Source organism: Zooshikella harenae (assembly GCF_018837975.1).
Classification (GTDB): domain Bacteria; phylum Pseudomonadota; class Gammaproteobacteria; order Pseudomonadales; family Zooshikellaceae; genus Zooshikella; species Zooshikella harenae.
On the sequence record NZ_JAGSOY010000010.1, the window covers coordinates 17019 to 35336 of the forward strand.

15 protein-coding genes are annotated in these 18318 nt (G+C 40.1%); 7 read left to right on the forward strand and 8 right to left on the reverse strand.

The features are described 5' to 3' along the window. Positions 1-37: 37 nt before the first annotated feature. Together pntB and KCG35_RS06540 are read right to left on the reverse strand one after the other, a co-directional pair. Positions 38-1417: a Re/Si-specific NAD(P)(+) transhydrogenase subunit beta gene (pntB, locus tag KCG35_RS06535; protein ID WP_215818876.1), complete on the reverse strand. Its 1380-nt coding sequence runs from the start codon at positions 1415-1417 to the stop codon at positions 38-40. A gap of 11 nt (positions 1418-1428) precedes the next feature. Next, entirely contained in the window at positions 1429-2970 is a 1542-nt protein-coding gene (locus KCG35_RS06540; protein ID WP_215818877.1) for a Re/Si-specific NAD(P)(+) transhydrogenase subunit alpha, read from the reverse strand. A gap of 745 nt (positions 2971-3715) precedes the next feature. Here KCG35_RS06540 and dctP point away from each other — a divergent pair. Continuing rightward, positions 3716-4735: a TRAP transporter substrate-binding protein DctP gene (gene dctP / locus KCG35_RS06545; RefSeq protein ID WP_215818878.1), complete on the forward strand. Its 1020-nt coding sequence runs from the start codon at positions 3716-3718 to the stop codon at positions 4733-4735. 31 nt (positions 4736-4766) lie between these two features. On the opposite strand, the gene KCG35_RS06550 is transcribed toward dctP, so the two are convergent. Continuing rightward, positions 4767-5765 (reverse strand): MDR/zinc-dependent alcohol dehydrogenase-like family protein, encoded by a 999-nt coding sequence (locus tag KCG35_RS06550; RefSeq protein ID WP_215818879.1) that lies wholly within the window; start codon positions 5763-5765, stop codon positions 4767-4769. A gap of 428 nt (positions 5766-6193) precedes the next feature. Between KCG35_RS06550 and KCG35_RS06555 the strand changes: the two genes are divergently transcribed. Beyond that, on the forward strand, positions 6194-6700 hold the full coding sequence (locus KCG35_RS06555; protein WP_215818880.1) for an O-acetyl-ADP-ribose deacetylase: 507 nt from the start codon (positions 6194-6196) through the stop codon (positions 6698-6700). Positions 6701-6790: 90 nt separating this feature from the next. Here the strand turns inward: KCG35_RS06555 and rraA are convergent, their stop codons facing one another. From rraA to ppsA, 3 genes are all read right to left on the reverse strand, one after another. Further along, positions 6791-7282, reverse strand: coding sequence for a ribonuclease E activity regulator RraA (gene rraA, locus KCG35_RS06560; RefSeq protein WP_215818881.1), 492 nt, complete (start codon positions 7280-7282; stop codon positions 6791-6793). A 79-nt stretch (positions 7283-7361) separates the two neighbouring features. Continuing rightward, the gene (locus tag KCG35_RS26655) at positions 7362-7490 is read right to left on the reverse strand and encodes a hypothetical protein (protein WP_255561873.1); all 129 of its coding nucleotides are present in this window, start codon (positions 7488-7490) and stop codon (positions 7362-7364) included. A gap of 37 nt (positions 7491-7527) precedes the next feature. Then, positions 7528-9906 (reverse strand): phosphoenolpyruvate synthase, encoded by a 2379-nt coding sequence (gene ppsA, locus KCG35_RS06565; RefSeq protein ID WP_215818882.1) that lies wholly within the window; start codon positions 9904-9906, stop codon positions 7528-7530. A 711-nt stretch (positions 9907-10617) separates the two neighbouring features. On the opposite strand from ppsA, the gene ppsR reads away from it, so the two are divergent. Continuing rightward, complete coding sequence (ppsR, locus tag KCG35_RS06570; protein ID WP_215818883.1) at positions 10618-11436, forward strand: posphoenolpyruvate synthetase regulatory kinase/phosphorylase PpsR; 819 nt, start codon at positions 10618-10620, stop codon at positions 11434-11436. A gap of 258 nt (positions 11437-11694) precedes the next feature. Here ppsR and KCG35_RS06575 read toward each other — a convergent pair whose 3' ends face one another. Next, on the reverse strand, positions 11695-12303 hold the full coding sequence (locus tag KCG35_RS06575) for a LysE family translocator (protein WP_215818884.1): 609 nt from the start codon (positions 12301-12303) through the stop codon (positions 11695-11697). An 89-nt stretch (positions 12304-12392) separates the two neighbouring features. Then, the gene (locus tag KCG35_RS06580) at positions 12393-12563 is read right to left on the reverse strand and encodes a DUF1127 domain-containing protein (protein WP_215818885.1); all 171 of its coding nucleotides are present in this window, start codon (positions 12561-12563) and stop codon (positions 12393-12395) included. A 198-nt stretch (positions 12564-12761) separates the two neighbouring features. On the opposite strand from KCG35_RS06580, the gene KCG35_RS06585 reads away from it, so the two are divergent. The 4 genes from KCG35_RS06585 (at position 12762) to KCG35_RS06600 (ending at position 18252) form a co-directional block, all read left to right on the forward strand. Beyond that, positions 12762-14198, forward strand: a complete 1437-nt coding sequence (locus KCG35_RS06585) for an aminotransferase-like domain-containing protein (RefSeq protein WP_215818886.1) — start codon at positions 12762-12764, stop codon at positions 14196-14198. 868 nt (positions 14199-15066) lie between these two features. Next, positions 15067-16500, forward strand: coding sequence for an aminotransferase-like domain-containing protein (locus KCG35_RS06590; RefSeq protein WP_215818887.1), 1434 nt, complete (start codon positions 15067-15069; stop codon positions 16498-16500). 243 nt (positions 16501-16743) lie between these two features. Beyond that, positions 16744-17208 carry a hypothetical protein gene (locus KCG35_RS06595; RefSeq protein ID WP_215818888.1) on the forward strand — a complete coding sequence of 155 codons (465 nt, stop codon included), beginning with the start codon at positions 16744-16746 and terminating at the stop codon, positions 17206-17208. A 723-nt stretch (positions 17209-17931) separates the two neighbouring features. Beyond that, on the forward strand, positions 17932-18252 hold the full coding sequence (locus KCG35_RS06600; RefSeq protein WP_215818889.1) for a hypothetical protein: 321 nt from the start codon (positions 17932-17934) through the stop codon (positions 18250-18252). Positions 18253-18318 lie beyond the last annotated feature (66 nt).

Sequence of the window (18318 nt, forward strand, 5' to 3'; positions counted from 1 at the left end):
TTTTCTGGAGAATACCCTATTAATCAAGGGTAACTATTTAAAGTGCTTTCAGGATGGCTTCAACACTCTCTTTCGCATCCCCAAACAGCATACGTGTATTCTGCTTGAAGAAAAGAGGGTTCTGCACACCCGCATAACCTGTTGCCATTGAACGTTTAAATACAATGACTTGGTGAGCATTCCAAACTTCTAACACTGGCATACCTGCGATGGGACTTGCAGGGTCTTCGGCTGCTGACGGGTTAACTGTATCGTTTGCGCCTATGACCAATACGGTATCTGTTTCTGGAAAGTCTTCATTAATTTCATCCATTTCCAAAACGATGTCGTAAGGCACTTTAGCTTCGGCTAACAGGACGTTCATATGACCAGGTAAGCGCCCTGCAACAGGGTGAATACCAAACCGGACATTAACGCCTCGTTCACGCAGCTTTTGGGTGATTTCGTATACGGGGTATTGTGCTTGCGCAACAGCCATACCATAGCCAGGGGTGATAATGACAGACGTAGAGTCTTTGAGCATTTCAGCCACTTCTTCAGCAGATGTTGCAACATACTCACCCTGCTCTTCACCTTCGCCCAATACAGTACCGCTTTCAGTACCAAAGCCACCCGCAATCACACTGATAAATGAGCGGTTCATCCCTTTACACATAATATATGACAGGATGGCACCTGAGGAGCCGACCAGTGCACCTGTAACAATCAGCAGATCATTGGCGAGCATAAAGCCTGCTGCTGCTGCAGCCCACCCTGAATAAGAGTTCAGCATGGATACAACGACAGGCATATCTGCACCACCAATAGAGGCGACTAAATGCCAGCCAAAAGCCAAGGCAATAATTGTCATAAGTACTAGGGGGAAGGTAGCGCTATCATTGTTGATGAAGTTAAGCATCAGTAAGAAGGATACAACGACTGCAGCAAGATTAAGCTTATGCTTATGCGGTAATGACAAAGGACGTCCACTCATTATTCCGCGTAACTTAGCAAACGCAACGATTGATCCGGTAAAGGTAATCGCCCCGATAAAAACACCGATGAAAATTTCACTCAGGTGAATCGTCAGCATGGCCCCTGCCATTGGTGGGTGGTCCATATAACTACTGAATCCAACCAGAACAGCAGCCAAACCAACAAAGCTGTGCAGCATGGCGACCAACTCTGGCATTTCAGTCATTTGTACTTTTTTGGCCAAGTTCAAGCCAATCACCGCACCAATGACCATGGTGACGATAATTGTACCCATGCCAGATACTTCAGGGTTACCAATGGTGGCCAGTAAGGCAATGGCCATACCGACCATACCATAGATATTTCCTTGCTTTGCTGTTTCCTGTTTGCTCAGGCCCGCTAAGCTAAAGATAAATAAGATGGCAGCGACTATATAGGCTGCACTAATAAAACCTTGTGACATGATTGGGCCCCTTACTTACGAAACATTTTCAGCATGCGTTGCGTGACAAAAAAGCCACCTGCGATGTTTATTGTGGCGATTAAAACGGCAATGGCAGAGAAAAACCAAACCAGCCCATTATCGCTGGAGACTTGTAGGAGTGCTCCAACCACAATAATGCCACTGATCGCATTGGTTACGCTCATAAGTGGGGTGTGTAACGCATGTGTTACATTCCAAATCACGTGATAGCCAACAATACACGCCAACACAAACACAGTGAAATGGGATAAAAAGGCAGCAGGTGCTGCACTGGCTATCCAGCCAAATGCCAAAGCAGCAATGGTAAATGCAATATGTTTCCGCTTTGAGGACTTGGGTTTTGGCTCTTTTTCTACAGGCGTAACAGGCGCTTGTACCTTAGCTTGAGGCTGAGCACTGACTTTGACAGCAGGTGGTGGCCAAGAGATATTGCCTTCTTTTACCACAGTAACCGAGCGAATAACCTGGTCATCAAAGTTAATCGAAATATTGCCATCTTGATGAGGACAAAGCAGCTTTGTCAGGTTTACCAGGTTGGTACTGTAGAGCTGTGAAGACTGATTAGGTAAACGGCCTGGCAGGTCTGTATAGCCAATAATGCGTACATCATTGTCTGTAGTGACCAGTTGATCTGCCTGGGTTAACTCACAGTTACCACCCGTTGCAGCAGCCAGGTCAACAACCACACTGCCTGGCTTCATTAATTTAACCATGTCAGTGGTGATTAGTTTTGGGGCCGGTCTACCAGGAATTAGTGCAGTGGTGATGATAATATCCACTTCTGCAGCTTGCTGGCTAAAGAGTTCCATTTCCGCCTTAATAAAGGCTTCACTCATTTCTTTTGCGTAGCCATCCGTTGAAGAGCCATCTTCCTCAACATGAAGCTCAAGAAACTCGCCGCCCATACTTTCAACTTGCTCTTTTACCTCTGGGCGCGTATCAAATGCGCGAACAATGGCACCTAGGCTGCTTGCGGTACCAATGGCTGCAAGCCCAGCAACACCCGCACCAATCACTAACACTTTAGCGGCGGGTACTTTACCTGCTGCAGTAATCTGCCCAGTAAAAAAACGACCAAATTGGTGAGATGCTTCGACAACGGCACGATAACCTGCAATATTAGCCATTGAACTAAGGGCATCGAGGGCTTGCGCTCTAGAAATCCGAGGCACAGCATCCATCGCTAATACGTTAATGCCCTTCGCAGATAATTTTTCCAGTAGTGCTTCATTTTGTGCCGGCCAGATAAAGCTGACCAGGGTTTGTCCTGCTTTAAAATAACTAATTTCATCTTCAGGGGTTTCTTGAGGCGCATTGACTTTAAAAATAATGTCAGCTTGCCAAGCTTCTTTTTGGCTGACAATACTGGCACCTGCGTCTTTATAAGCGTTGTCCGTAAAGCTGGCTAATTTGCCTGCACCTTCAGCCACACAGACTGAAAAGCCAAGTTTAATTAACTGCTGAACGGTTTTGGGGGTAGCGGCTACCCGTGTTTCGTTGGCAAATATTTCTTTAGGAATTCCGATAAGCATGGTCTATTCAATTATCTCATTAACCGGTTAATTTACCTCTGTCCGCCAACGCATTGCGATAGCGACACGCATTAGGTCAAAAAATCAACCACTATCAACGGCTGATGTGACTGTCGTTCGATACGTACGGCATGTTAGCCTATGGCATTATTTGTCTTAGGTATACATACACTGCTTATTATACCTGTCTTGCTTTGTTATTACTCAACACTAAAAAATAATGCTAAGTCATTTACATTCCTGGTAAGGAATGGCATTTAGGCGACACAGATTGTCAGTTTACAGCATGGTAGACTTGAATAGTAAAATAACGGCTCATGTCGTTAGTATGACAATGATGCCAAAAAACAAAATTTATGACTATTATAAACTGCCAGCTGGTTACACCTATTTACAAATCTAATTGCCGCTGTTGTGGTAGTGTGCCGAATAACCTTGTTGAAACATAGTGTTTATTCTGACTCCTACTGATATAGCATGAAATGCTTGGTAGATTTTGATGTAAGTCATCGTTGGTGGCAGTTAAAGGCTATTTCGGCATATAGAAATAGCCATAGTAACGTTGTTTTAAGTGATTTTGGCAATGACGAGTGTAAGTCAGATAACGCACATCTGAATATCAAACCTCCTCTGACTTTCCCTGTAATTTCTTACATAGTTTATCTGTACTTAAGCCTGTTCTGTTATTCCTTAAACAGCGCATACTTAGCGGCTGAACAAGGAAGATTCATCAGGATGAGAGTTGATGATTAAAATCATAAGACATAAGCAAGGTAAGGACTTATTTCATCCACTATGTTTAGTGGTATTGTGTAGTTTATTATTCTGCTGGGGAGGTCAAGGCTGGGCTAAATCCTGGCAATTAGTTTCTGTCTATTTGGGGGATGCTCGTCACCAAAACCTGCTTACTGAATTTGTCCATGGGGTTGAGTCGTTACCCAATGCTAACCTCAAAGTGGATATTTATAACAAATGCAGCTTGATTCCCAATAAAAATTTATTAACCAGTGTTGTGAAAAATGATATTCAACTGGCTGAGCTATTAATGGCTGAGTTGGAGCATGAGGATGCACTGTTTGGTTTAGATAATATTCCTTTTATCGCAACCGATTTATCAGAAGCGCAGCAGCTATGGGAAATTTCGAGAGAGCAAGTACAGCAGCGACTAGATAACCTTGGTCTGCATTTACTGCTGGTCGCTCCCTGGCCTCCACAAGGTATTTTTACGGTTCAACCCTTAGCCTCTCTTGTTGATCTACGCGGCGGCAAGTTAAGAACATACTCAACAGAAACCGCATTATTGGCGCGTTACTTAGGCGCTGAAGCTATTCATGTGCCTCATGAACACTTACGTGAGTCCTGGTTGACTGGACAGCTAGATGCAATGATCACATCACCTGTAACAGCGGTAACGCAACAGGCCTGGCAATACATAAAATACTATTATGATATTCAGGCATGGATACCCAAAAATATGTTAGTGATTAATCGTTCAACGTGGCAGAGTTTAAGTATTCAGGAACGTCAGACATTAACTAAGTTGGCCAGTAAACTAGAAGCACAAGCTTGGCGAAACACACGACAGCATATGCAGCAAGCATTGCTCACCATGCAAAAACATGGCATTCAGGTGGTATCACCCAACCCCAAGCTGGTTGCTCAATTGAGGCATATTGGTCATTTGATGACAGCCCGCTGGGCAAGGAATGCTGGGCAGGTGGGACGAGAAATACTAGGCTCCTATCGGAAATACCATAAGCACTAGCAGTCAGTCATTTATTAATATCTAGTCATCATTATGCAGGGCTAGCACCACTTGGAAAGTCGATAAGCACCTTTTTACTGCCTCTTTGCAGTGCATGTTGAAATGCTCGTTGAAACTGTTGAAATGGGTAACGAGCCTCAATGAGTAGCTCGGTATCCAAGCTATGGTTTTCCATAAATTGAAGTGCTTCGTTCATTTGGCCACAGCGGGAGCCAATAAGCTTAATTTCATTCACCACAAGTTGGGATAAGTTTACTTCGCTTAATTGGTGACTTGTTGTTTTCAGCACAATTGTACCTCGAGGTGCAACAAGCGCGAGTGCCATATCTAGCCCATTTGGTCGACCAGTTGCTTCCACAATAACAGAAAAGTGCTGCTGATATTGCTGAAGTAGCTGGCTGGTGTTTTTGAATTCAAGTAGTTCTGTTGTTATTCCATGGCGTGCGGCAATGGCCAGTTTATTGGGATGTTTGCCAATCAGTACCAGGTTTGGAAATTTTTCCTTAAGGGCAAGACTAATGAGTAGGCCAAGTTTGCCGTCGCCCAGTACAGCAATCGTTGTATTATCAGGTACAGGTAATTGAGTTTGAATGGCTAAAGCTGCCGCCAGTGGTTCTGTGAATACGGCAACATGATCAGGGATATTGTCTGGAACCAAGCAAAGATTTGCTAATGGAGCAGTAAACATCTCTGCAAAAACCCCATCTTTATGCTTGATGCCTAGAACTTGTCGATGGTGGCAGTGGTGAGGGTCATTTTGCTGACAAGCGGGGCAATCTCCGCAACCAATATTGATATCAACTACAACACGTTTTCCTACATAGTCTGGCTTTGCTGGGCAACCAATCACTTCTGCCACACATTCGTGGCCAGGAATACCTTGAAAGTTATAGTACCCATTGAATAGTTCGATGTCCGTTTGGCAAATACCAGCCACCAGTGGGCGTAATAATGCTTCATTTGGGGCGGGTTCAGGGTCTGAGGGAGAAACCAGCATAATTTGTTGATCATTAAATAAGACCGCCTTCATTCACGACACCCTCATAGTTGGCTTCAGTGGTTGATACTGAGCTGTTTTCTTCATAGCTTAACGATTATAGATGAAATTTTAGAAAGTAAGTGGTTCCAAGAAATTGAAAAATGCAAGTTGTTCTGATGAATAACACCATTCGGGAAGGACTCGTGAAATTTTTAGTATCAAGATAATTTATCACCATTTTATTGCACATCCGTGTTTAGCCTTTAGGTATTTATATTACATTATATGTCATAAAACTGTCAGTTAATTATGCGACAAGTTGAGTATACTTTGCTACTCATTGACTAAATAACAAAAGCATAACTACTTTCATCGCAACATGTATGTTTTTTGACAGTAAATTATAGCGTTTTCCTTTTAGTGTATAATCATGACATATTCCGTTCGCTATAATCTTGAAGGTTTAAAGGAGAAGGTCGTTGACTGTACAGCTAAGTGCGTTACAAGGTGACATCACTCAGCTTGCTGTTGATGCAATTGTTAATGCTGCCAACAGCAGCTTATTAGGGGGTGGTGGTGTTGATGGGGCCATCCATCGAGCCGCAGGACCTGAATTGGTTGCAGCATGCAGATTGCTTAATGGTTGTAAAGCTGGACAGGCTAAGATAACACCTGGTTTTCACCTGCCTGCCCACTATGTTATTCATACGGTGGGTCCCGTATGGAATGGTGGTCAGTTAAATGAACAGGAATTACTCGCCAGTTGCTACAGAGAAAGTTTACAGCGTGCTTGTGAGCATGACCTTAAATCAATTGCTTTTCCAGCAATAAGTACAGGAATCTATGGTTTTCCAAAACAGCCTGCAGCCGAAATTGCAGTGCAAACGGTACAGCAGTACTTTGAAGAAAAACCTTATTCATTAGAAAAAGTGATTTTTTGTTGCTTTAGTGGCGAGGACTTGGCTATTTATCAAGCGCTGTTGTGATATACCTTTCACGATAAAGTGCTCAGTGAGCAGTGTCGCCCACTGATTTAAATAAAGCTATGATAATACTACTACTGCTGTATTGTTGGTTTATGAGTTAGTAAGCGATAAAGGTTCAGGTGAGATAATTACACCGTTCTCATCCGCATACAAATAATTACCTGATTGTAGATTGACTCCAGCCAGGCTTATTTCAAGTTGCTTTTGCCCTTCCCCTCGCCTAATGGATTTTCGAGGGTGTGCCGTTAAACCCATAATGCCAATAGATAATGTTTTTAAGATGGTAACGTCGCGAACACAGCCATAGATCACAATCCCTGCCCACTGATTTTCAACGGCTCGAGTTGCTATTTGATCACCCAATAAGGCACAGCGTAACGAACCGCCGCCATCCACCACTAACACTTTGCCTTCACCTGGCTCTGCTAGGATTGATTTGACAACGCTGTTATCTTCGAAGCATTTAGCGGTGACTACCTCTCCACAGAAATGAGTTTGACCACCAAAATGCTTAAAAACAGGAGACATCACTTGAAGTAATGCGTCGTATTGATCACACAAGTCCGGTGTTGAAAAAAACACGATAATTTCCTTTTAAAACACAAGTCGTACTGAGCTCTTGAAAAAAGGTGATTTTCTTTAGAGCCGATATTTACTTTTGCTAACCTCTTCCCTGGAGACTTGGTTGCCACTTCCTTGTGGCAAACAGTTCGTTGAGCGTTATCCCACCTTTTTCAGCCAATGTTCCACATCGATAATCATGCATTGCATTGGCACAATCTTTATTCATCACAAACTATTTTTATATGCAATTGCCCTGGGTGTTATTAAGCTGGTGTTGCTACTTTCTCGGCTAGATAAAACCATGTGTTCAGCACCGAGTCTGGATTGAGCGAAATAGTTTCAATTTGCTGATCCATAAGCCATTTGGCTAAATCCGGGTGGTCTGAAGGACCTTGCCCACAAATGCCAATATATTTATTTTGACGGCGACAAGCTTCGATAGCCAACTGCAGTAAATGTTTAACTGCAGGGTTACGCTCATCAAATAAATGCGCAATCAAGCCTGAGTCTCGATCCAGCCCTAAGGTCAGCTGGGTCATGTCATTAGAGCCAATAGAAAAGCCATCAAAGTACTGTAAGAAATCATCAGCCTGTAGAGCATTACTGGGTAACTCACACATCATAATAACTTTTAATTGATGCTCTCCTCTACGTAATCCATTCGCAGCCAGTAATTCGGTGACACGTCGGGCTTCACCCACTGTCCGCACAAAGGGCACCATGACCGCTACGTTGGTTAATCCCCGCTGTTCTCGAACGCGTTTTAAGGCCGCACATTCGAGTTCAAAACAGTCGCGGAAACTGTCGGCGATATAGCGTGAAGCGCCACGAAAACCTAACATAGGATTTTCTTCTTTGGGTTCAAACAACTCCCCACCAATTAAATTTGCATATTCATTGGATTTAAAGTCGGATAAACGCACAATGACAGGTTTTGGATAAAAAGCCGCGGCAATTGTGGCAATACCTTCTGTTAATTTTTCAATGTAAAAACCAACTGGGCTATCATAGCCAGCAATACGTTCGTGAATGGCTTCGCGGATATCACCTGGGAGGTCTTGCATATTTAACAGGGCTTTGGGGTGAATCCCTATCATACGATTTATAATAAATTCAAGCCGTGCAAGACCGACCCCTGTATTAGGAATTGCCTGAAAATCAAATGCACGGTCAGGATTACCTACGTTCATCATTAATTTAAACGGCAGTTGTGGCATGGCATCAACGGTACTTTTTTGCACTTCATAAGCTAATTTACCTTGGTAAACGAAGCCTGTATCCCCTTCTGCACAGGAAACAGTAACATCTTGCCCAGATTTCAAAAGCTCTGTGGCATTTCCACAGCCAACCACTGCAGGGATGCCGAGTTCTCTAGCAATAATAGCGGCATGACAGGTCCGCCCTCCCCGGTCGGTGATAATCGCTGCTGCCCTTTTCATGATGGGTTCCCAGTCAGGGTCTGTCATGTCGGCAACGAGTACATCGCCAGGTTTTACTTCATGCATTTGATCAAGGCTTGTAATAACGCTGACGGAACCTGAACCAATACGCTGGCCAATACTACGGCCTTCCATTAGTACATGACCTTGTTCTTGTAAAAGATAACGTTCAATAACAGCCGCTTCAGATTGACTTTTGACCGTTTCTGGACGGGCTTGAACAATAAACAGCTCTCCAGTAATACCATCTTTTGCCCATTCAATATCCATAGGACACCCATAGTGGGCCTCAATAATGAGCGCTTGCTGTGCTAGCTCTAAAACATCCTCATCGGTTATGCAAAACTGGTGACGACGCGGGGCGTCGACGGGTTGTGTAATGAGTGAGTCATGGACAGCACCACTACCGTTGTACACCATTTCAATGGCTTTTTGACCTAAATTGCGACGCAAAATAGCATGATGCCCAGAACGAAGGGTTGGTTTGTGAATATAAAATTCATCAGGGTTGACCGCTCCTTGGACAATGGTTTCGCCCAGCCCATAGCTGGCAGTTAAGAAAATTACATCGCGAAAACCAGACTCGGTATCTAATGTAAACATAACACCTGAAGCATCGGTTTCACTATGCACCATTTGTTGTATGCCAACGGACAACGCAACTTGGCTATGATCAAACCCTTTATGCACACGATAAGCGATAGCACGGTCATTGTAGAGTGATGCAAAAACCTCTTTTACAGCAAGTAGGATATTACTGGTGCCCCGAATATTTAAAAAGGTTTCTTGCTGGCCTGCAAATGAGGCATCGGGTAAGTCTTCGGCTGTTGCTGAAGAGCGGACTGCAACAGATAAATCTTCGTGATTTTGTTGAAGTGTGGTAATTGCTTCTTCCAGAGTGGCCTGAAACTCTGTAGGAAAAGGCATATCTATTATCCACTGCCTGATGCTTCGTCCTGCTTTTGCCAGTGCTTGAACATCATCCACATCAAGTTGATTAAGTTCAGCTTTGATACGCTGGTCCAGCCCTTGCTGGCTTAGGAATTCCCGATAAGCATCTGCTGTGGTTGCAAAACCATCAGGAACTTTTACCCCAGCATCGCTTAAAGCGGAGATCATCTCACCAAGAGAGGCATTTTTGCCACCTACCAGTGGTATATCATTGACACCCAGTTGGGTAAAGGGAATAACGTATTTATTCACTCAGTCAGTCTCCAGTGTCGATACCTTATGGTTTATTTGTTAATGAAACGCTAGGGTTATTTTAGGATATTGATGTGTACTGTTCGTTTTAGATACGCATTAAACACGAGAGGTATATCCTCCACGTTAAAATATTTTTCGAACAATACCTATACATGGCTGTTTTCTGAGTTATTGGCATAGCCTGCTTGTTTTATCGCTTTCGTCATATAATTGCCATAAAAGAAATCAGGTTTTTTATCTATAAAACCAATAACTCACCCACATTGACTAAACACTATCATGAAAGTGAGTGTTTTTAAAACAAAGAAAAGTACTGAAATTGTTAGTGAAAAATGTTTATTTTCGAATTGAGACTTAACGGCATAATAACGTTTAATAATGCAGGAGTTAGTAAACTACGCTCTATAAGTCCCCACTATTAAAAGAAGAAAATTCATGATTCTGCTTGTTCTACAAAAAAAAATTATTGCAAAATATTAGTGAACAATTTTACTTAAGGGCTCTAAGGTGACGCAGATTGATTTCGTCAAAATAATATAAGGCATGACTTGTCATTTTTAAGGATCGTCACGTATACTCGTTGCGACTCATCCCCTCTTCATGCCTTGCTTGCTCTACCAGGTTATGGAGTCAAGTAAGATGACGGGAATTAGCATTGACAAACAAGCTAAAACATAGCTTATATAAAAAAGTTGGGAGAACTCCAACATGGTAAAACGCTGTGTGTTTTTTATTTCAGACGGTACTGGAATAACGGCAGAAACCTTGGGTCATAGTTTGTTGACTCAATTTAATCGAGATCAGTTTAGCTATAAAACATTCCCTTATATTGATACCGTTGAAAAAGCTCAGCAGACCGTTAAGCAAATAAAACAGTATGCCTATCAGGCAGAACAGCGCCCCTTAATTTTTTCAACCATTGTCAATGAAGCAGTAACACAAGAATTAAGCTCGTTAGATGCATTTACCATTGATTGTTTTTCAGCATTTTTAACGCCTCTTGAACAAGAACTACAGCAGCCTTCTAATCATAGTATTGGACAAAATCGTGTTATTGCTGCTGATCCCCGTTATCATCAACGTATTACAGCCGTTCATTTTGCCTTGGATTTCGATGATGGTGCAAAAACGTATGCTTATGATCAAGCGGATGTGATTTTGATTGGCGTATCACGTTGTGGAAAAACGCCTACCTGTTTATACCTTGCGCTTCAGTATGGAATAAATGCCGCTAACTACCCATTAACAGAAGAAGATTTGGATAATCAACGACTACCTGGAATATTACTGAGTCATAAGGATCGTGTATTTGGATTGACCATTGATGCCGAGAGACTAGCAGCTATCCGTCACGAACGTCGACCGGAAAGCCGTTATGCTTCCATTAAACAATGTCGACAAGAGGTCAATGAAGTAGAAGCGTTAATGCAAGAGGCTCATGTGCCTTTTATTAATACTACACGGTTTTCCATAGAAGAAATTGCTACTCGTGTGCTCTCAATGACGGGTATTCAACGACAGTTTTAAATCAAGTTTGCTCATTTTGAAACCCTGCTTTCTTGAACTGACTTATAATTTGGGGTGGTTCACCATTCTTATTTAAGATGCCAGGGATGGTCTTCTGCTGCGGGAGGAATACATTAATTCATGCACGGCATTGGCACAGTCAATACTTTTCTCAAATTATTTTTATATGCAATTGACCTGTTTAAAATACTGCTCGAGCATTCACCTCTCTGTGCCAAATGACAGCAAGGAGTTCAGGAAGAAAATACACGATGATTTTTATAGTTGAATTGCATCCAAAATCAGATATATCCCTACTATTACCATGCATAATGCAAGACCATAGTTTATAAACTTGATGTAATCAGTGTTTTTTAACAACTTTACAATGAATAATCCTGTCCATATCCATGTAATGTGAGTAAAAATATTTAACATCGTCAGCATAACAATCATGATCATTATACCCAATTCACCAAATACTTGAGTTGATTGTTCAGTAAACGAAGTAAACATCAACATCACCAACAGCCATCCTTTAGAATTAAGTAACTGTAATAATGCTCCATCTGTAAAACTAAAATGTTTAGGTTGTTTTGATGAATTAGTATTAATAGGTTTAATAAGATTAATAGCCAACCAAAAAATATATAGAGCCCCCACTATTCGTAAATATAATAAAGCTGATGGGTGAAATGTTAATGTGGAACTAAAATAAAAACCAATAATAATAGTTTTTGATAAATAAATAATATTTACACCTAATAGCAAAGGCAAGGATTTTCTAATACCAAAACTTGCTCCATTTGCAGCGAATACAATATTAGTTGGTCCCGGGCTAAATACTAATGGGAACATTACTGCCAACCAACTTACTATAAAAACCATTTACTTACCCATTACTTAGAAGTGATATGACGTATGTTTTAAGTTTATGATATTTTATAAGTTTAAAAATCGTCTACAAAGGTTATCTATCAGGTTTTCCAGAAGGGTTTATTTCCTTCAGTTAATGCTGTTTTTTTGGAAATACCTACATCCTTTAATTCGTGGGTCGTTAGCTGAAGCAGTTGCTTTCTTGTTTTTGATCGAATGTGCCAATATTTTATATGATGAGTGAGATAGTAAATATATTTGGAAACAATCATGTCATTCCCTCAGGTTCAACAAATGCATAAAGTTTTAATTTCATCTCTAGAACAAGTTCAATAGTAATTTTTTTAAGAAAACCATTACAGATTCAAAAATTAATAAACAAACCATTACAGTTAATAGTAAAACGCGTCTGTATAGGTAAAATATTGACTAATCTGTACTGGTAACTACATGTGTACTGGAAATGTGTTATGAAGCTATACGAAAAGGTTGCAGAGGCGCTAGGTCAGCGCATTACACAGGGCTATTATCCTGATGGCTCCAAGCTTCCCTCTATAAGAAACCTCTGTAAAGATCATGGTATTAGTATTTCAACGGCTCAAGAAGCCTATCGGTTACTTGAAGAGCAAGGCATAGTTGAAGCAAGGTCTAAATCAGGTTTTTATGTTTGCCAGTCTAATAGCACACCCAGGTTGCCAGAAGTGAGTCGGCCAACCCAGCGCCCAGTTGATGTCTCCTTGTGGCATCAAGTATTGGATTTACTAACCAGTCATATTCGTCATGGACCTCACTGGGTTCCGCTGAGTAGAGCAATGCCTGACTGTCATGTAGCTACCTTAAAGCCCCTGCTAAAAAACATGGCTATTATGACTCGGGACTCCGAAAATCTTGGTCTGGGGTATGACCAGATAACTGGCCTGGAAGAGTTAAGAGTTCAAATAACACGACAAATGATTTACTCTGGCTGTCAGCTGCACCCTGATGATATTATTATCACCAATAGCTGCCAAGAAGCTCTTTCTATCAGTATTCGAGCTACAACTAAACCTGGTGATATCGTTGCGGTGGATTCGCCTAGCTTTTATGGTACTTTGCAGACTCTTCGATCATTACAGTTAAAAGCCTTAGAAATCCCAACTCACCCTGAAACAGGGATTAGTATTGAAGCTTTGGAGTTAGCGCTAGAACAGTGGCCTATTAAAGTCATCCAGGTCACACCAAGCGGTAATAATCCTCTTGGCTACACCATGCCAGATAATAAAAAAGAGCAACTTTATAAACTTGCTCAGCGGTTTGATATAGCAATTATTGAGGATGATATTTTTGGTGATCTTGCTTATAGCTTGCCTCGATCCCGAACTGTGAAGTCGTTTGATCAGGATGGACGAGTACTGTTATGTAGCTCATTTTCCAAAACGATTGCACCAGGGTTTAGGTTAGGTTGGGCTGCACCAGGTCGTTACTGTGATCTCGTGACCCATATGAAGTATGTTTCCAGCGCTTGTACCGCGACACTTCCTCAATTAGCTTTAGCAAACTTTATTGCTCAAGGTGGTTATGAACGACACTTACGTAAAGTACGTCTACAGTATAAAAAGTCACGTGATGTTATGCTGGGTTGGTTAAGTCATTACCTGCCTGAAAATATAAGAGTCAGTTATCCTCAGGGGGGCTTCTTGTTATGGGTTGAGCTACCAGAAAGAGTGGATTCGGTAGAACTTAACAAACGACTAGAATTGCAAGGTATACAAGTGGCTCCAGGAATATTGTTTTCTGCTACGGGGAAATATAGGAACTGCATTCGTATTAATTACAGTGATGAACCTTCAGCCCCGTTAGAAAGTGCAGTTAAAAAGGTTGGTGATGAAATTTTTAAAATGATAGATGAACAACAACATCAATTTTAAGCTAACACAGAGAGTATCAGGGCAATCGCCTATAACTTTACCTTTATAAAAGCCATTTTTTTCTAAAGCACCTTTGTCCAACGTCTGCATAACGCCCTTCGAACACGCCGTGAATCCTTCCTTGGAGGCTTGTTTGCCGCCTCCTTGCGGCAAACAATTCGATGTGCATTATCCAGCCTTTGTCTACCACTGGCGTACATCGAAATACCACAGGTGTTCATTTAATCATGATTGAGGTATAGCAAATTGTGAGTTTGCAAGTGCTTGAATTGGTTTGTGAAACAGGTGCTGGGAGCACCGTTAACAGTAGAGATCAGGGATGGTCTTCTGCTGCGGGAGGAACACATTAATTATACTCATCATGAATTATTCTTAAATGCAATTGCCCTGCAGGGAGTATCTATTGTATTGCGTACTAATAATTTTACTAAATTTAACTGGAACTAGAGATCTACTTTTGTTGTATAGTTAAAATTTTCTTGATGTTATTCTTCTTTCTTGTATTACTCAAAAACAGTCAAAGTCGTTAGGACTGTGATTAACGATTTACATTGCCAAAGTATTGGATCAACAGGTAGTATTTTATATATAATTATTTTTCTGGCTATCAATCAATATAATATTTCTTATAAGCAAAACACTACTGTAAATTTCAATGGATGCTAATATAATGATCAGTTAAAAGTCTTTTATGAGTATAAAGTAGCCTAACGAGGACATTTCAATATTTAGATAAAAGGTAATCACTGACAAGTGTCATTCAAGTGCCTTTTAAAAGATGGATCTAAAAAAGTTATCTTTACAAAATATAAAATTGTTTTAGTATGCCAGTTATTGATGCTTCTTTTATATAAAATGATTCGTTATCATGGATGCAGTAAAGAAACAACCTTCTTATCTTGTGATCGCAAATGTAATCAAAGATAAAATTGCTAAAAAAGAAATTAAGCCTGGGCAAAAACTACCTTCATTAAGGACGGTGGCTAAGAACTATTCTGTTAGCTTAAATACAGTAAAATCAGCTTATGAGCACTTAGTGTCATTAGGATTAATTATTGGTGTTGAGCGATCGGGTTACATAGTTGATGCAATGCAACCTCCTTTTTTTGCATGGTTTGAGAAAGCCTCCATTTCCCAGAAAAACGATAGAATCAGTGCAGAGAAAGCATGGGCATGGTATAGAAGTTATGTGTATGAGGCTGAACAAGATACTCTAGCAGTAATTTGGCCCCACCCAAGTCTTATGCCCAATAAAGCCTTGGCAAATATTCATAGTGGCTTGCTTAAGTCCTATGGAGAAAAGATGTCTACCTATTCACATCCGAGTGGCCTAAAAGGACTTCGTGAAGCAATAAGCAATCATTTAGCTACACGACACTTTTATTGTAATGCTGAAAATATCCAGATTACCTATGGTTGTATGCATGCTATTGAGCTTGCATTGCTATCAGTTGCAAAGGCTGGAGATGAAATTATAGTACTTACTCCTTGTTTCCCAGGCTATATAGCTGTTTTTAATAATCTTGGTTTTAAACCTGTTGAAATACCACTCATTAGTCAAAAAATAAACTTAGAGGCATTTGAGAAAACGTTCAAGAAGACTGAAGTTAAAGCAGCAATATTGTCTTCAGTTGTCCATAATCCGACAGGATTATCCTTTAGTGAGGAGGAAAAAAAAGCAATTGCAAAACTTGCAGCTAAATATGAAAAGCCAGTTATTGAAGATGATATATTTGGTGATCTTCATTTTTCTGAAGCGACTGTAAAACCTATTGCATCCTATCCTAATGATGATTATGTTATATATTGTAGCTCATTTTCTAAGACTCTTGCTCCAGGTGAACGTATTGGGTGGTGTATTGGTGGGATGTGGCATAAAAAAATAGCAGACAGGTTTGCATCGAGTCTATTTACAGTTAATTCAAGATCTCAATATATTCTTGCACATTACCTCAGTTCTAGTGCTTGGCCAAGACATCTGCGAAAGCTTAGGGCTGTATTATTTAAGAGAAGTAACCTCATAAGAAAACTAATTCTGGAGTACTTTCCTCAAGGAACTCAAGTTTGTTTACCTTCAGGAGGTTACGTATTATGGATTGAATTACCTGAGTCTAATGGAGGGAGCAAGCTTTGGAAAGAAGCGATGAAACATGGAATTTATGTCTTGCCTGGGCTAACTTGCTCTGCCACTCCCTCGTACAAGAATGCTATTAGAGTAAGCTTATCCTATGATGAATCTAAAGAAGCCCATATAAAAACACATATAAAGAAACTAGCGCATTTAGCGACTCAATCAAATTAAGTACTCCCCTTTTTTTATTTAGTTTAAATAATTAATTCATTTATTACTACCTTTGTAATTGTTTTTTTTGATTAAAGGTATGGTGTTATACAGTAAAGCTAACGTTTGACTCAAAAATTAATTTGTTCTGTATCCATAGTATGGACACCATCTGTATCTTTTAATCCGAAGACTACTCATTAAACTTTAGTAGTACTAATAATGTTTTTTAGATGTACGAAAGAACTAAATAGGTGGTTAACTATGTTAAAAAAAACGGCTGCTTTTATAATACTGATCAGTGGCGCAATAAATGCGTATGCGGATCAAGGTGTTTTAGGTAGCGATATGGTCCTTTGTAGTAATGCAGATAGAACGCTTCAAATAAATGGTGATTACGAAATAATGCTTGCAAAAGAGTATTATACAGGCGCTTCCTATTCACGAATAGGTGTGGACATTAGACAAGCTGAGTTAAAGATAGAAGAGCTAGAACATTTTACGCTTACTGATAAATCAGTTCTCAAAAAAGTGAAAGTATCTTTTAAAAATGGTGCTCATTTTCCGCAGGATATACTTGGTGTATCAGATGATAAACTCAGTATTGAGTCATATGTGGTTTGTAAAAAAGGCTATATAAGAGCAACTAGATTTAGTCAGTTTGAAAGTTTTTCCTCACTTGAGGAGGACGGGGCTGCTTTATGGTTTACAGATAGTCTAACTGATTAATTTTATAAAGTAACTAGGCAATACATATTGCCTAGTTTTTAAATTTTCTAGGAATGATTTTTTTGATATTTCATAATTTTCCCTATTAATAGTCTATTGATGGGGGATATATTAGTTTTAAGCTTATCACTACAAGCAATAAGAGTTGGTTTTATTAACAATTTGTATGCTGCCTGCTATTTCTGTTGATGGAGGTGGTGATATTATTAAATCTATATTTAGTTAGGTCTGCAGAAGCTATGCAGCAGGATATAGATACGATAATGAATCATTATTCAAAGATTTAAAAATCCCAGTAGATACTAGAATATTCACTAACCCGGATGCAGTTTACAATGTACTAATAAACCTTCCTGAAACTCATTCAGCAGGAGTAGGCTTTACATGGGAAAGAACTACTCCTTAACTCAATGAAGATGGCGGTAGCGCTATGCATACCACTTTCTCTGAGAAGCATATGGTGGTCGCTACAGATAGCTATTGACTTTGTTGGTTAGTGGATATTTACATCAGCCAGTTTAGTACAATGGTGGTTTAGCTTCTTATAGAGGCATACATAGGCTTAAAGCGACCTTTTCCCCAAAGTGTTGCGTCTAAAAAATAAAAATATGAGAACCAGTTGTCAATAAAATATTGATATTGTATACATAAAATATTAGTTGATTATTATAAGAGCCTAATTTATAACCTAATCTTAATCCAGTGTTAGAAAGGTAGCTTTGTATGAGAAGAGAAGTTGCTTGTAAATCAAGTCTACAAGATCGGATTAAGGAAAGCTTGAAAGTTTGTGCAGGAATAATTATTTTTGTTTTACTTCTTAATTGGTTTAATTCTTCCCTACCCTCCTTTTTTCGTTGTAATGAGCTACCAGTAATGTTAACAGCATTGCCAATAATGTGTCCTTTAATTATTCTTTTTTATGCTTTGGGCATTATTCAAGGTGGAGTTCATCCCTTTCCTAAGCAGGAAAAAAAAGAAAATAGAGCTATATTATTCATAATAATTTTCTCTATTGTGATAGCTTTTCTCATAGATTGCTTATGAGTAAAACGTAGTCTTATTATTCTTTGTCAGGTTTATTTTAGTCAGTTCAAGCGTAACATGATACCC